Source organism: Streptomyces sp. V3I8 (assembly GCF_030817535.1).
Classification (GTDB): Bacteria; Actinomycetota; Actinomycetes; order Streptomycetales; family Streptomycetaceae; genus Streptomyces.
In genome coordinates this window covers 6,322,178-6,337,109 of the sequence record NZ_JAUSZL010000002.1, presented here as the reverse complement: position 1 = coordinate 6,337,109, position 14,932 = coordinate 6,322,178, and the positions used below count along the sequence as shown (strand labels likewise).

Sequence of the window (14,932 nt, the reverse complement as noted above, 5' to 3'; positions counted from 1 at the left end):
GGGCAGGCACCGACGGCAGGACCACCACGCGGGGACGACCGCACACCGGGACGAACGGAACACGCCACCGCGCGTAGGCTCGTGCCCGGGACTCCGAACGTCCGGCCGCCCTCACCCCTGGCGACCACAGCAACTCAACGGAAGCGAGATTTCACCACCGTGACTGCTCTCACTCTCAGCACCGCCGCGGCGCCCGGCCTCCGGGTCGACGCGATCGTCGTCGGTGTCGCCAAGGTCACCGGTTCACAGTCCGGCGACCTCGTGGTGGCCCCGGGCGCCGAGGCCGTGGACAAGGCGTACGACGGCAGGCTCGCCGACGTTCTGGAGACCCTCGGCGCCTCGGGCGGCGAGGGCGAGGTGACGAAGCTGCCGGCACCGTCCGGCTTCAAGGCACCCCTCGTCCTGGCCGTCGGCCTCGGCACCCTCCCGGAGAAGGACGGCGTGTTCTCCGCGGAGACGCTGCGCCGCGCGGGCGGCGCCGCCGCCCGCGCCCTGGCGGGCACCAGGAAGGCCGGGTTCGCCCTGCCCGTCGCGGACGCCGCCGACGCCGGCGCCGTCGGTGAGGGCGTGCTGCTGGGCGCGTACACCTTCGACGCGTACAAGGAGACCGCGAAGGACGGGAAGGGCGCCAAGAACGGCAAGGCGCCGCTCGTCGAGGCCACGCTGCTCGGCGGCAAGCCCCGCGACAAGGCCTTCAAGGCCGCCCTGGAGCGTGCCACGGCCGTGTCCGAGGAGCTCAACCGCGCCCGCGACCTCGTCAACACGCCGCCGAACGACCTGAACCCCGAGGCCTTCGCGGCCGTCGCCCAGGCCGCGGCCAAGGAGCACGGCATCAAGGTGCAGGTGCTCGACGAGAAGGCCCTCGCCAAGGGCGGGTACGGCGGCATCCTCGGCGTCGGCGCCGGTTCCGCGTCCACGCCCCGCCTGGTGAAGCTCTCGTACACCTCCTCCAAGGCGAAGAAGCACCTCGCCTTCGTCGGCAAGGGCATCACCTACGACTCGGGCGGCATCTCGCTCAAGCCCGCCGGGCACAACGAGACGATGAAGTGCGACATGAGCGGCGCCGCCGCCGTGTTCGCCGCGGTCGTCGCCGCGGCCCGGCTGGGCCTCGAGGTGAACGTCACCGGCTGGCTCGCGCTCGCCGAGAACATGCCGTCCGGCTCCGCCACCCGTCCGGGTGACGTGCTGCGCATGTACAGCGGCAAGACCGTCGAGGTACTCAACACCGACGCCGAGGGCCGGCTCGTGCTCGCCGACGCGATCGCCAAGGCGTCCGAGGACAGGCCGGACGCGATCGTCGACGTGGCGACGCTGACCGGCGCGATGATGCTGGCGCTCGGCAACCGCACGTTCGGGATCATGGCGAACGACGACGCCTTCCGCACCGCCGTGCACGAGGCGGCCGAGGAGGTCGGCGAGCCGGCCTGGCCGATGCCGCTGCCGGACCACCTCAAGAAGGGGATGGACTCCCCCACCGCCGACATCGCCAACATGGGTGAGCGCTACGGCGGCGGCCTGGTGGCCGGGCTGTTCCTGAAGGAGTTCGTCGGCGAGGGCATCACGTGGGCCCACCTGGACATCGCCGGACCCGCCTTCAACGAGCAGGGGCCGTTCGGCTACACCCCGAAGGGCGGCACGGGATCCGCCGTGCGGACTCTCGTCCGGCTGGCCGAGCTGACGGCTGTCGGCGATCTGGGCTGACGCCCGCCCTCCGCTCGGACCCGCACCCGCCGTACGGCGGGTGCGGGTCCGATTCGGCTGATCGCGCAGTTCCCCGCGCCCCTCACGGGGCTCGTGTGATCGATCAGACGTCCCACAGCACGGCCCGGCGTCCCGCCTGTCCCCGACAAGTGCGAAGATGGGTTCTCGGCAGGACAGGGCCCGCCAGGGCCGAAGAAAGAGCGGCCGGACACCAGCCGCCGCCCGGTCACTGGAGACCGGCGCCGGCGCACATGCATGGAGGACGTGACGTGGCGAACGACGCCAGCACCGTTTTCGACCTAGTGATCCTCGGCGGTGGTAGCGGCGGCTACGCCGCGGCCCTGCGCGGAGCGCAGCTGGGCCTGGACGTCGCCCTGATCGAGAAGAACAAGCTCGGCGGCACCTGCCTGCACAACGGCTGCATCCCCACCAAGGCCCTGCTGCACGCCGGCGAGATCGCCGACCAGGCACGCGAGAGCGAGCAGTTCGGTGTCAAGGCCACCTTCGAGGGCATCGACATCGCCGCCGTCCACAAGTACAAGGACGACGTGATCAGCGGCCTCTACAAGGGCCTGCAGGGTCTGGTGAGCTCGCGCAAGGTGACGTACATCGAGGGTGAGGGCCGCCTGTCGTCCCCGACCTCCGTGGACGTCAACGGCCAGCGGGTCCAGGGCCGCCACGTGCTGCTCGCGACCGGCTCCGTGCCGAAGTCGCTGCCGGGCCTGGAGATCGACGGCAACCGCATCATCTCCTCGGACCACGCGCTGACGCTGGACCGCGTCCCGCAGTCCGCGATCGTGCTGGGCGGCGGCGTCATCGGCGTCGAGTTCGCCTCCGCGTGGAAGTCCTTCGGCACCGACGTCACGGTCGTCGAGGGTCTCAAGCACCTCGTCCCGGTCGAGGACGAGAACAGCTCCAAGCTTCTTGAGCGCGCGTTCCGCAAGCGCGGCATCAAGTTCAACCTCGGCACGTTCTTCGACAAGGCCGAGTACACGCAGGACGGCGTCCGCGTGACCCTCGCCGACGGCAAGACCTTCGAGGCCGAGATCCTCCTGGTCGCCATCGGCCGCGGCCCGGTCTCCGCCGGTCTCGGTTACGAGGAGCAGGGCGTCGCCATGGACCGCGGCTACGTCCTGGTCGACGAGTACATGCGCACCAACGTGCCGACCGTCTCGGCCGTGGGTGACCTGGTCCCGACGCTCCAGCTCGCGCACGTCGGCTTCGCCGAGGGCATCCTGGTGGCGGAGCGTCTGGCCGGTCTCAAGACCGTCCCGATCGACTACGACGGCGTGCCCCGGGTGACGTACTGCCACCCCGAGGTCGCCTCCGTGGGCATCACCGAGGCCAAGGCCAAGGAGATCTACGGTGCGGACAAGGTCGTCGCTCTGAAGTACAACCTCGCGGGCAACGGCAAGAGCAAGATCCTCAAGACCGCGGGCGAGATCAAGCTCGTCCAGGTCAAGGACGGTGCCGTGGTCGGCGTCCACATGGTCGGTGACCGCATGGGCGAGCAGGTGGGCGAAGCCCAGCTGATCTACAACTGGGAGGCGCTGCCCGCCGAGGTGGCGCAGCTCATCCACGCCCACCCGACGCAGAACGAGGCGATGGGCGAGGCCCACCTCGCTCTCGCGGGCAAGCCGCTGCACTCGCACGACTGACCGACCCTCGGTCACCGCACGACGCGACGACACAGACTTCCGCAATTCCTAAGGAGCAACCGAAACCATGGCGGTTTCCGTAACCCTTCCGGCGCTCGGCGAGAGCGTCACCGAGGGCACTGTCACCCGCTGGCTGAAGGCCGAGGGCGAGCGCGTCGAGGCCGACGAGCCGCTGCTCGAGGTGTCCACCGACAAGGTCGACACCGAGATCCCCTCCCCCGCAGCCGGTGTGCTCGCCTCCATCAAGGTCGCCGAGGACGAGACCGTCGAGGTCGGCGCCGAACTGGCCGTCATCGACGACGGCTCGGGCGCGCCCGCCGCCGCCGAGCCCGCTCCGGCCGCCGAGCCCGAGCCCGCGCAGGCTCCCGCCGCCGAGGAGTCCGCTCCGGAGCCGGCCCCGCAGACCACCCCGTCCACCGAGACCGACGCTCCGGCGCCGGCCCCGACCGCCGAGGCCGCCTCCGGCGGCAGCAGCGCCGAGGGCACCGACGTGGTGCTTCCGGCGCTGGGCGAGTCGGTCACCGAGGGCACCGTCACGCGGTGGCTCAAGGAGGTCGGCGAGGAGGTCGCGGAGGACGAGCCGCTGCTCGAGGTCTCCACCGACAAGGTCGACACCGAGATCCCGTCGCCCACCTCCGGTGTGCTGCTCGAGATCGTGGTCGGCGAGGACGAGACCGCCGAGGTCGGTGCCAAGCTGGCCGTCATCGGCGCTCCCGGCGCGGCTCCGGCCGCCGCCCCGGCTGCGGCTCCCGCCCCGGCCGAGCCGGCTCCGGCACCCGCCGCCGCTGCCCCGGCTCCGGCTCCGGCTCCGGCCGCCCCTGCGGCTCCGGCCGCTCCGGCCGCTCCGGCCCCCGCTGCTCCGGCTCCGCAGGCGCCCACGGCTCCCGCCCCGCAGCAGCAGCGGACCCCGGCTCCCGAACCGGTTCCGGCCGCGCCGGTACCGGCGCCCGCCCCCGTCACCCCGGCCCCGGCGCCCGCCGCGACCTCCGGTGACGACGGCGCGTACGTGACCCCGCTGGTGCGCAAGCTCGCCGCCGAGAACAGCGTCGACCTGTCCACCGTCAAGGGCACCGGCGTCGGTGGCCGTATCCGCAAGCAGGACGTCATCACCGCCGCCGAGGCCGCGAAGGCCGCCGCCGCGACGCCGGCCCCGGCCGCTGCCGCCGCACCGGCCGCCGCGAAGAAGGCTCCGGCCCTGGAGGCCTCTCCGCTGCGTGGCCAGACCGTGAAGATGCCCCGCATCCGCAAGGTCATCGGCGACAACATGGTGAAGGCCCTGCACGAGCAGGCCCAGCTGTCCTCGGTCGTCGAGGTCGACGTCACCCGGCTGATGAGGCTCCGCGGGAAGGCGAAGGACTCCTTCGCGGCCCGTGAGGGCGTCAAGCTCTCCCCGATGCCGTTCTTCGTGAAGGCGGCGGCCCAGGCGCTGAAGGCCCACCCGGCCGTCAACGCCCGGATCAACGTCGACGAGGGCACGATCACCTACTTCGACACCGAGAGCGTCGGTATCGCGGTGGACTCCGAGAAGGGCCTGATGACCCCGGTCATCAAGCACGCGGGCGACCTGAACATCGCCGGTATCGCCAAGGCCACCGCCGAGCTGGCGGGCAAGGTCCGGGCGAACAAGATCACCCCGGACGAGCTGTCCGGCGCGACCTTCACGATCAGCAACACCGGCTCGCGCGGCGCGCTCTTCGACACGATCATCGTGCCGCCGAACCAGGTCGCGATCCTGGGCATCGGTGCCACGGTCAAGCGTCCGGCCGTCATCGAGACGGAGGAGGGCACGGTCATCGGCGTCCGCGACATGACGTACCTGACGCTCTCCTACGACCACCGGCTGGTGGACGGCGCCGACGCCGCCCGTTACCTGACGGCGGTCAAGGCGATCCTGGAGGCGGGCGAGTTCGAGGTCGAGCTCGGCCTGTAGGCTCCGCCCAGCTGCACGAGGAGGTGCCCCTGCCCGGCTTGCCGGGCAGGGGCACCTCTGCGTTTCCGGCCGCCGCGTCGTCACCTGCGGGCCGGCGGGGGCTGGCCGCGCAGTTCCCCGCGCCCCTTGGAAGCAGGGGCGCGGGGGACTGCGCGAACGGCCCCCCACCGGCCCGCAGCCGGCGTCCCGGCACCAGCCCCTCCCCCTGACGCGCCCCGCACACCCCCCGTGGGAGCGCACGGCCTTATTGTCTAAAGGTCAAAACGAAGGAGCCCTCCATGACCGCGCCCGTCGTCCACTCGCTCCGCGAGCAGATCCGCGAGCACATCGTGGAGGGGATCGTCAGCGGCCGCTGGAAACCGGGCGAGCGGATCGTGGAGCGCCGGATCGCCACCGAGCTGGAGGTCAGCCAGACCCCCGTACGGGAGGCCCTGCGGGAGCTGGAGTCTCTGCGGCTGATCGAGTCGGCCCCGAACAAGGGCGTCCGCGTACGGAACCTGACCGCGGCCGACCTGGAGGAGAGCTACCCCGTCCGGGCCGGTCTGGAGGCCATCGCGGCCGAGCTGGCCGCGGAGCGCCTGGCGGCCGACTGCTCGGCCCTGGAGCCGCACGTCCTCGCCCTGTACGAGGCCGACCGCCGGGCGGACGGCACGGGCCAGGTCCGCCACACGGTGGCCTTCCACCGCGAACTCGTACGCGCCGCGGGCAACAGCGTGCTGCTGCACACCTGGGAGGGCCTGGGCATCGAGGTCTTCACGGCCCTGTCGATCCGCTGGCTGGGCACGGTCCAGCAGTCGTACGCGGAGGAGCACGAGGCGCTGGTGGAGGCGTTCCGGCGCCGGGACCCGCTGATCGCGGAGCTGGTGAAGGCCCATGTGCTGGGCTGTGCCCCGCGGACGGGCAGCGAGCCCACACCGTGATCACAGGTGAGCGGACGAGCCCGCGCCGTGCTCGCGAGCAGTGGAGCGCCATCCCGCTCAGAAGTATCCCCGACAGCCGGGCTCACCTGCGAAAACAAGGCACCCGGTGCCCACCGCGAAGGCACCCGGTGCCTACTTTCTCGTGATCAAGAGGTTTTGCCCTTCAACCCTTTGATCGATCATCGATCAGCGAGTTATTGTCATCGGCGGGCTCCCACACGAGCCCGCCGCCCTGTCCTGCCAAAGACCAAGGGCACCCCCCGTAGAACCCCTTGCCGACGAGGGAACCCCCTCCGTATCCGGAAGGCGGCGCAATGACCGACCTCACCGCAACCCAGCCGAGCGAGCTCGACCAGCTCCCGGACCGCGACCCCGAGGAGACCGCCGAATGGCAGGCCTCCCTCGACGCCGTCACCGAGGCGGCCGGGCCGCACCGTGCCGCGTACCTCATGCGGCGCACGCTGGAGCGCGCCGAGGGCAACGGACTCGCGCTGCCCAAGCTGCTCGAGACCGACTACGTCAACACCATCCCGACCGCCGCCGAGCCCACCGTGGACGGCGACGAGGCGCTGGAGCAGCGGATCACCGCGTGGAACCGCTGGAACGCGGCCGCGATGGTGACCCGGGGCGCGAAGCACGGCGTCGGCGGCCACATCGCCACCTTCGCCTCCGCGGCCTGGCTCTACGAGACGGGCTTCAACCACTTCTTCAAGGGCAAGGAGTCGCAGGAGGCCCCCGGGTCCGGCGACCAGCTCTACATCCAGGGCCACGCCTCCCCCGGCATCTACGCCCGCGCCTTCCTCGACGGCCGCCTGAACGAGGCGCACCTCGACAACTTCCGCCAGGAGGCGGGCGGCAACGGCCTCCCGTCGTACCCGCACCCGCGCCGGCTGCCCTGGCTGTGGGAGTTCCCCACGGTGTCGATGGGTCTCGGCCCGCTCTCCGCGATCTACCAGGCGCGCTTCAACCGCTACCTCACCAACCGAAACATCAAGGACGTATCGGCGTCCCACGTGTGGGCGTTCCTCGGTGACGGCGAGATGGACGAGCCCGAGTCGACGGCGGCCCTCGCGCTGGCCGCCCGCGAGGGTCTCGACAACCTGACCTTCGTCATCAACTGCAACCTGCAGCGCCTCGACGGTCCGGTCCGCGCGAACTTCAAGATCGTGCAGGAGCTGGAGGCCCAGTTCCGCGGCGCCGGCTGGAACGTCGTCAAGTCGCTGTGGGGCAACGCCTGGGACGAGCTGTTCCGGCTCGACACCACGGGGGCCCTGGTCCGGCGCCTGCGCCAGGTCCCGGACGCGCAGGTGCAGACGTACCAGACCCGCGACGCCGCCTACATCCGCCAGGACTTCTTCGGCGCCGACCCGGCGCTCGTCGAGCTGGCGAAGCTGCTGAGCGACGACAAGATCCTGGAGTGTTTCCACCTCTCCCGCGGTGGTCACGAGGCGCGCAAGGTGTACGCCGCCTACAAGGCCGCCGTCGAGCACAAGGGCGCTCCGACGGTCATCCTGGCCCAGACGGTCAAGGGTCACACCCTCGGTGCGGGCTTCGCGTCGAAGAACGCCAACCACCAGATGAAGAAGCTGTCGACAGACGAGTTCAAGCAGATGCGCGACCTGCTGGAGCTGCCGATCCCGGACAGCCGGTTCACCGACGGCGTGGTCCCCTACGGCCACCCGGGCGCCGACTCCCCCGAGGTCCGGTACCTCCAGGAGCGCCGCGCGGCCCTCGGCGGCCCGGCCCCGGCCCGTCGTACGCACGCGCTCGCGCCGCTGCCTGCCCCGGCCGACAAGGCGTTCGCGGCCTTCGACAAGGGCTCCGGCTCGCAGAACGTCGCGACGACCATGGCCTTCGTACGCCTGGTCAAGGACCTGGTCCGCGACAAGACGTCCGGGAAGCGCTGGGTGCCGATCGTCCCCGACGAGGCGCGCACCTTCGGCATGGAGAGCCTCTTCCCGTCCCTGGGGATCTACTCGCCCAAGGGGCAGACGTACGAGCCGGTCGACCGCGACCAGCTGATGTACTACAAGGAGGCCAAGGACGGCCAGATCCTCAACGAGGGGATCACCGAGGCCGGTTCCATGGCGGACTTCATCGCCGCGTCGACCGCGTACAGCACGCACGGCGAAGCGATGATCCCGTTCTACATCTTCTACTCGATGTTCGGCTGGCAGCGCACGGCCGACCAGATGTGGCAGCTCGCCGACCAGCTGGGGCGCGGCTTCCTTGTCGGCGCCACGGCGGGCCGTACGACGCTGACGGGCGAGGGCCTGCAGCACGCGGACGGGCACTCGCCGGTCATCGCCGCGACCAACCCGGCCGCGCTGAGTTACGACCCGGCGTTCGCGTACGAGGTCGCCACGATCGTCAAGGACGGTCTGCGCCGGATGTACGGCGAGCCGGCGCCGGGCGAGGACCCGAACGTCTTCTACTACCTCACCGTCTACAACGAGCCGATCCCGCAGCCCGCGAAGCCGTCCGGGCTCGGTATCGACGAGGGCATCGTCAAGGGGCTCTACCGCTTCAACACGGCGGAGTCGGCGGGTCTTTCGCCCGCCGCCAACGCCGCGCGGATCCAGCTGCTGGGTTCCGGTACGGCGATCCACTGGACCCTGGAGGCGCAGAGGCTGCTCGCCGAGGAGTGGGGTGTGGCCGCGGACGTCTGGTCCGCCACGTCCTGGACGGAGCTGCGGCGGGACGCGCTGGAGGCCGACGCGGCGCTGCTGCGCGGCGAGGAGCGGGTGCCGTTCGTGCGGCAGGCGCTGCAGGGGGCCGAGGGGCCCGTGCTCGCCGTCTCCGACTACATGCGGCAGGTGCCGGACCAGATCGCGCAGTGGGTCGAGCAGGACTGGTCGTCGCTCGGCGCGGACGGGTTCGGTCTGTCCGACACCCGGGTCGCGGCGCGCCGGCACTTCGGTGTCGACGCGCAGTCGATCGTGGTCGCGGCGCTGGCGCAGCTCGCGCGGCGGGACGAGGTGCCGGCTTCCTCGGTGAAGGAAGCGCGGGAACGGTACGGCCTGTAGTTCTCCGGGGCCACGCCCCGTCGACCCCATCGGCCCTCGCCGGCCCGCTGCACGACCTGCGGGCCGGCGAGGGCCGTTCGCGCAGTTCCCCGCGCCCCTCGAGGCGGGGCTGCGCCCCGAGCCTCCCGCGGCCGGTTCGCGGCCCGCGGGAGGGTGGGGGTTGCCCGCGCCCCTGAACAGCAGGGCCGCGCCCCGGCTTTTCGCCCCTCAGGGGCGCGGGGAACCGCGCGACCAGCCATCCACGCCGCCGCAGCCGACCACGTACCAGCGGACCCCGTCTTCAGGGGCGCGGGGAACTGCGCGAACGGCCCCCGACGGCGCCGCGGTCGGCTACGCACGCACATCCCACCTCCCACCCCGCCCGCCCGACCGGCAGAGCCACCGGCATCATGGGGGCATGCGTGCTGCCCGGCTCATCAAGATGGTGTTGCTCCTGCAGACTCGGGCCTCCATGACCGCCGCCGAGCTGGCGCGCGAGCTGGAGGTGTCCGAGCGGACGATCACGCGGGACGCGCAGGCCCTGTCGGAGGCCGGCGTCCCGGTGTACGCGGACCGGGGCCGCACCGGCGGGTACCGGCTCATCGGCGGCTACCGGACGCGGCTGACGGGACTGGCCCGGAGCGAGGCCGAGGCCCTGTTCCTGTCCGGCGTACCGGGCGCACTGCGCGAGATGGGCCTGGAGGACGCCGCCTCCGCGGCCCGTCTGAAGGTGTCCGCCGCCCTGCTGCCCTCCCTCAAGGACGCCTCCCGCAGCGCGGCCCAGCGCTTCCTCCTGGACGCCCCCGCCTGGTTCGCCGAGCCGCAGACCCCCGTCCTGCTGCCGGCGGTCGCCGAGGCGGTCTGGGACGACCGCCGGATCACCGCGCGCTACCGGCGCGACGGGACCGACGTGGAGCGCGAACTGGAGCCGTACGGACTCGTCCTGAAGGCGGGCGTCTGGTACGTGTGCGCCCGGGTGACCGGGCCCGGCACCTTCCGGGTCTACCGCCTCGACCGGTTCACCTCGGTCACGGCGGACAGCCGGCGCTTCGACCGCGACGAGGCCTTCGACCTGCCGGGTTTCTGGGCGGAGCAGGCCGAGCTGTTCGCGCGCTCGCTCCTGCGGGCGACGGTCGTGGTGCGGCTCACCGAGGCGGGCGCCCGGCGGCTGAGGCACACCGTCGACCCCCTCTCCGCGCAGGAGGCCCTCGACGGGGCGGGCCCGCCCGACGGCGAGGGCCGCGTCACGCTCACGCTGCCGGTCGAGTCGTACGACGTCGCGTACACCCAGCTCCTCTCCCTCGGCCCGGAGGCGGAGGTCCTGGAACCGGCCGAGCTAAGGAAACGTTTCTCCGAGGCGGCGGCCCGGACCGCGGCGTACTACCGCGACCCGGACTGACCGGCACCGGCACCGGCACCGGCACCGGCACCGGCCGGGGCTACCGGTAGCCGGTCACGTCCGCCGGTCTGCCCTGCGACTCCACCTCCAGCAGATAGCGCCAGGCGTCGGGCGCCGAACCGTCCACGTCGGTGAAGCCGTACTCCTGGGCGAGGCCGCCGCTGGACAGCGACCGCCCGTTGAAGCGGGCCACGCCGGGGTCGGCGGCGAGCGCGACCAGGGCGCGCCCGACGTAGGTCGGTGTCTCGGAGATCGCGAAGTGCGGGACCTGTGCGCAGGCGTCCCGCCAGTTCTCCTCGGTCACCTCGAACGCGGTGTCGAGCATCGCCTCCGAGCGCAGCCAGCCGGGCGTGACGCAGACCGCCGTGCAGCCGTACTCCTTCAGCTCCTCCCCGAGGCCGTACGCCATCCGGATCGGCGCGGTCTTGGCCAGGTCGTAGAACAGCGGCTTGCGGTAGCGCCGGTTGTACTCCTCGGTGCCGTCGGTGACCTCGACGAGCAGTCCGCCGGGGTTGCGGATCAGCAGCGGCAGTGCGCAGTGGCTGGTGACGAGGTGCGACTCGATGCCGAGGCGCATGACCCGCAGCCCCTTGCCGAGGTCCATCTCCCACAGGTCGGGCTGCTTCTCCGCCGTGAAGTCGAGGTGGACGTCGCCGCCCCAGAGGTCGTTGACGAGGATGTCGAGGCGGCCCTGTTCCTTGTCGATGCGGTCGACCAGGGCCCGTACCTGCTCCGGTTCGAGGTGGTCCGTCGGTACGGCGATGCCCCGGCCCCCGGCACCGGCGGCCGCGTCGACCAGTTCGGCCGTCCCCTCGATCGTCTCGCTGCTCCTGCCGACCTCGCTGACGTGCTCGCGGGTCGTGCGGCCGGTGACGTACACCGTGGCTCCCGCGCGTCCCAGTTCGACCGCCGTGGCCCGTCCGGCGCCGCGGGTGGCCCCCGCCACCAGGGCGATCCTCCCGCTCAGCGGCCCCGTGTTCCCCTGCAGTGTTCGTTCCGTTGTCTCCATGCGCCGAGCATCCCGCCGAATCCCGACACCTGCTGTCGGACTTTTTCGCGGGCATGTGCGTGATAACGATCCGCCTGTCCCCGGGTGCGCGGGCCGGGTACAGGCCCGATGCTTGTCCCGTGATGGACGAGACGCAGTTCTGGGAGTTGGTGGACGGGGCCCGCGAGGCCGCCGAGGGCGACCCCGAGGAGCAGGCCGACCTGCTCGTCGAACGGCTCCTGCGGCTGGACCCGGAGATGGTCCTCGACTTCGCCCGTCACTTCGAGGCCCGCTACAACCGCGCGTACACCTGGGACCTGTGGGGTGCCGCGTGGATCCTGCTCGACGGGGCCGGCGACGACGCCTTCGACTTCTTCCGCTGCTGGCTGATCGGCCAGGGCCGGGAGACCTACGAGGGTGCCGTGCACGACCCGGACCAACTGGCCGAGCTGCTCGCGGACTTCGATGACGAGGTCGACGGGGACGCGGAGGAGCTGGGGTACGCGGCGGACGAGGCGTACGAGCAGCTCACCGGCGCGGTCGCGCCCGACCTGGGTATTCCGGCGGCGCCTGCCGAGCCGCTGGGCACCGCGTTCGACCTGGAGGACCAGTCGCTGCTGGCGGAACGGTTCCCCCGGCTGTGGGACCGGTTCGCGGGCTGACAGGTACGCCACAGCGGTCTCACCGGGCACCCCGAGCCACGCCTCGTAGCGTCAGGGCACGCACTGACTGGAGGCGGGGATGATGAACAGTCACACGAGCGCGAGTACGAACGCGAACGCGAGTACGAATGCGAGTACGAACGCGGACACGGCCGTGCGCGGACACGCGGGCGCGGCCGGCCGCGGGCGGTCGCGGGCCGGGCGTACGCCCCTGTGGGCGCGGGTCGCCCGCAGCCCCTGGACCGTGGCCTGTGTGGTCGCCGCCGTCGTGGTGGGGCCGTCCGCCGCCACCGCGTCCGCGCTGGACCGGGCCAACGCGGCGCCCCCGCACAGCGCGCCGGGGGCCGGCGCGCCCCGGGCCGGGGAGGCGCCGCGGCCGTTCAGCGGCGCCCCTGCAGCCGGGCGGCGCGCTGTCTGATCTCGGGGAGCCTGGCCATGAGCGCGGCGCCCGGGCACGCCGTCCAGTAGCCGTCGGTGTGCCCGGAGACGGCCGTGAACGTGCCGCGGCTGCCCGCCGGGTACCTGCTCAGGCTGTTGGTGGAGACGAGGCGTACGGAGGCGCGCGGGTCGATGTCCGTGAGCCCCAGTTTCCAGGCGGCGACGGCGGCGATGGCGTCGGTCATCGCCCTGGGGACCTCCGCGCCCGCGGTGAAGGTGCCGAGCGCGGCGATGCCGGCCGTGCCCACGTTGAAGCCCTGGGTGTGGGCGCCGACGACGGCACGGGCGGTGCCGCCCGCCCGGCCCTCGTAGACGGTGCCGCAGCGGTCGACGAGGAAGTTGTAGCCGATGTCGTCCCAGTGCCGGACCCCGGCCTGGCCCGTGTACAGGTACTGGATGATGCGCGGCGCGTCGGCGCAGTCGTAGCCGTTCGGCGAGTCGGTGTGGTGCACGAAGACGGCGGACACGCGGTCGGCGTACCGGGTGGGTGCCTGGGTGGCCGAGGCGTCGCCGAGCCAGCGCTCCCGCGGCACGATCACGGGTCGGGGGGCCTTGTGCCCGGCCGCGGGACGGGCCGCCACGAAGCGGGCGGCGCCGCCCGCCGTCCGGTCGATCCCCACGGCGCACAGCACCAGCCCGGCGACGGCCGCGAGCCCGGGGAGGCAGGCCACCGTGACGCGCAGCCGGCGGGGGACGCGGGCCAGGAGCGACCGGCGCGCACCCCGGCGCGTGCGCGTGCGCCCGCGCGGTCCGCGCGGCACGCCCCGGGAGGGGCGCGGGGGCGGGGTCCGGTGGGCGCACATGGGGTCCACTCTCCGGGACACCCAGGACGTCCGCGATGTGTGGTGTGCCACCCGGTGGAACCAACGCCCCGGTCCGGGACGTTTCTACAGGTCCACGCACGTGTGCCGAACAGCCGGTTCCCCACGCGCGTACCTGGTCACCAGGCCCGCCCGGCGCGTATCGAGGGGCCCGAGAGAAAAGGGAGCTCCGTGGACCTGCTCGACATCCTGCTGCTGTTCGTCGTCCTGGCCTACGCGGCGTCCGGCTACCGCCGCGGCCTGGTCGCGGGCTGCGTCTCGCTGGCCGGTTTCGTGGGCGGTGCCGTCATCGGCGTGTGGGTGCTGCCCTGGGTGATGGACCTGGTGGAGGCGGGGAGCACGGCCGCGACGGTCACGGCGGTGCTGACGGTGCTGCTGCCCGCGGCCGTGGGCCACGAGCTGGCGGGGCGGCTGGCGCTGAAGCTGCGCCGCGAGCTGGACCGGGGCTCCCTGCGGGTGGTCGACGGGGTGGGCGGGGCCGCGGCGAACACGGTCTCCGTGCTGCTCGTGGCGTGGGTGGCGGCGAGCGTCCTCGGCGCGTCCGCCTCGCCCGTCGTCACCTCGGCCATCCGCGACTCCGCGCTGCTCGGCGCGGTGCAGGACACGATGCCCGACACGACCCCGGCCTGGTTCTCCCGCGCCACCTCGGCGCTCACCGAGGCCGGCTTCCCGCAGGTCTTCAACCCCTTCGAGAACGAGCCGACGGCCGAGGTCGCCGAGCCCTCAGGGGACAGTGTCACCGCGGCCGCGAAGCAGGCCTCGGTGCGCTCCACGGTGAAGGTCGAGGGCGCCGTCGGCACCCAGGGCCGCGAGGGCAGCGGGTTCGTGTACGCGGCGGAGCGGGTGATGACCAACGCCCACGTGGTGGCGGGCATCGACGACCCGACCGTGCGGGTGGGCGGCACGGGCCGGGCGTACGAGGCCGAGGTCGTCCTCTTCGACCCGCAGAAGGACGTGGCCGTGCTCGACGTGCCGGGGCTGAAGGCGCCCGTGCTGTCCTTCGACACGAGTGCGGAACGGGGCGACGCGGCGGTGGTCGCGGGCTACCCGCAGGACGGCGGCCTCGACCTCCAGGCGGCCACGGTCGCGAACAAGATCGACGCCCGGGGCCAGAACATCTACGGCTCCGACCCCGTCACCCGTGAGATCTACTCGATCCGCTCCACGGTCCGCCCCGGCAACTCCGGCGGACCTCTGCTCACCACCGACGGCAAGGTCTACGGCGTCGTCTTCGCGCGCTCCACGAGCGATGCCGACACCGGGTACGTCCTGACCGCCGACGAGGTCGCGGACGACGCCGCGCGTGCGGCGAGGTCCTCCACGCCGGTGGACACGGGCGACCTCGTGACGTCCTGACGGCTCCGGAGCCGTCAGGACGCCCGGAAGGGGCACGGGGAACCACGCGACCGG

At 72.5% G+C, this 14,932-nt stretch carries 11 protein-coding genes; 8 read left to right on the top strand and 3 right to left on the bottom strand.

The features are described 5' to 3' along the window. The first annotated feature begins 159 nt into the window (after positions 1-159). The 6 genes from QFZ75_RS27920 (at position 160) to QFZ75_RS27895 (ending at position 10,613) form a co-directional block, all read left to right on the top strand. On the top strand, positions 160-1,701 hold the full coding sequence (locus QFZ75_RS27920; RefSeq protein ID WP_307541196.1) for a leucyl aminopeptidase: 1,542 nt from the start codon (positions 160-162) through the stop codon (positions 1,699-1,701). A gap of 269 nt (positions 1,702-1,970) precedes the next feature. Then, on the top strand, positions 1,971-3,359 hold the full coding sequence (lpdA, locus tag QFZ75_RS27915; RefSeq protein WP_307541194.1) for a dihydrolipoyl dehydrogenase: 1,389 nt from the start codon (positions 1,971-1,973) through the stop codon (positions 3,357-3,359). A gap of 67 nt (positions 3,360-3,426) precedes the next feature. Continuing rightward, positions 3,427-5,289, top strand: coding sequence for a 2-oxoglutarate dehydrogenase, E2 component, dihydrolipoamide succinyltransferase (gene sucB / locus QFZ75_RS27910; protein WP_307541192.1), 1,863 nt, complete (start codon positions 3,427-3,429; stop codon positions 5,287-5,289). A 278-nt stretch (positions 5,290-5,567) separates the two neighbouring features. Beyond that, a complete protein-coding gene (locus QFZ75_RS27905; RefSeq protein ID WP_307541190.1) occupies positions 5,568-6,209 on the top strand; it encodes a GntR family transcriptional regulator in 642 nt (213 codons plus the stop codon). 314 nt (positions 6,210-6,523) lie between these two features. Then, positions 6,524-9,235: a pyruvate dehydrogenase (acetyl-transferring), homodimeric type gene (gene aceE / locus QFZ75_RS27900; RefSeq protein ID WP_307541188.1), complete on the top strand. Its 2,712-nt coding sequence runs from the start codon at positions 6,524-6,526 to the stop codon at positions 9,233-9,235. A gap of 397 nt (positions 9,236-9,632) precedes the next feature. Further along, a complete protein-coding gene (locus tag QFZ75_RS27895) occupies positions 9,633-10,613 on the top strand; it encodes a YafY family protein (protein WP_307541186.1) in 981 nt (326 codons plus the stop codon). 40 nt (positions 10,614-10,653) lie between these two features. Here QFZ75_RS27895 and QFZ75_RS27890 read toward each other — a convergent pair whose 3' ends face one another. Beyond that, positions 10,654-11,622: an SDR family oxidoreductase gene (locus QFZ75_RS27890; protein ID WP_307541184.1), complete on the bottom strand. Its 969-nt coding sequence runs from the start codon at positions 11,620-11,622 to the stop codon at positions 10,654-10,656. A gap of 122 nt (positions 11,623-11,744) precedes the next feature. On the opposite strand from QFZ75_RS27890, the gene QFZ75_RS27885 reads away from it, so the two are divergent. Next, positions 11,745-12,263, top strand: a complete 519-nt coding sequence (locus QFZ75_RS27885) for a DUF4240 domain-containing protein (RefSeq protein WP_307544832.1) — start codon at positions 11,745-11,747, stop codon at positions 12,261-12,263. Positions 12,264-12,353: 90 nt separating this feature from the next. Here QFZ75_RS27885 and QFZ75_RS27880 read toward each other — a convergent pair whose 3' ends face one another. Both QFZ75_RS27880 and QFZ75_RS27875 read right to left on the bottom strand, forming a co-directional pair. After that, entirely contained in the window at positions 12,354-12,578 is a 225-nt protein-coding gene (locus QFZ75_RS27880; protein WP_307545110.1) for a hypothetical protein, read from the bottom strand. Between the two features lie 65 nt (positions 12,579-12,643). Beyond that, positions 12,644-13,504 (bottom strand): peptidoglycan recognition protein, encoded by an 861-nt coding sequence (locus QFZ75_RS27875; RefSeq protein WP_307541182.1) that lies wholly within the window; start codon positions 13,502-13,504, stop codon positions 12,644-12,646. A gap of 189 nt (positions 13,505-13,693) precedes the next feature. Between QFZ75_RS27875 and QFZ75_RS27870 the strand changes: the two genes are divergently transcribed. Then, positions 13,694-14,878 (top strand): MarP family serine protease, encoded by a 1,185-nt coding sequence (locus QFZ75_RS27870; protein WP_307541180.1) that lies wholly within the window; start codon positions 13,694-13,696, stop codon positions 14,876-14,878. Positions 14,879-14,932 lie beyond the last annotated feature (54 nt).

Coding starts and splice junctions, on each gene's coding strand:
- sucB (WP_307541192.1), top strand. CDS start 3,427: ATGGCGGTTTCCGTAACCCTTCCGGCGCTCGGCGAGAGCGTCACCGAG.
- QFZ75_RS27875 (WP_307541182.1), bottom strand. CDS start 13,504: ATGTGCGCCCACCGGACCCCGCCCCCGCGCCCCTCCCGGGGCGTGCCG.
- QFZ75_RS27895 (WP_307541186.1), top strand. CDS start 9,633: ATGCGTGCTGCCCGGCTCATCAAGATGGTGTTGCTCCTGCAGACTCGG.
- aceE (WP_307541188.1), top strand. CDS start 6,524: ATGACCGACCTCACCGCAACCCAGCCGAGCGAGCTCGACCAGCTCCCG.
- QFZ75_RS27890 (WP_307541184.1), bottom strand. CDS start 11,622: ATGGAGACAACGGAACGAACACTGCAGGGGAACACGGGGCCGCTGAGC.
- QFZ75_RS27905 (WP_307541190.1), top strand. CDS start 5,568: ATGACCGCGCCCGTCGTCCACTCGCTCCGCGAGCAGATCCGCGAGCAC.
- QFZ75_RS27885 (WP_307544832.1), top strand. CDS start 11,745: ATGGACGAGACGCAGTTCTGGGAGTTGGTGGACGGGGCCCGCGAGGCC.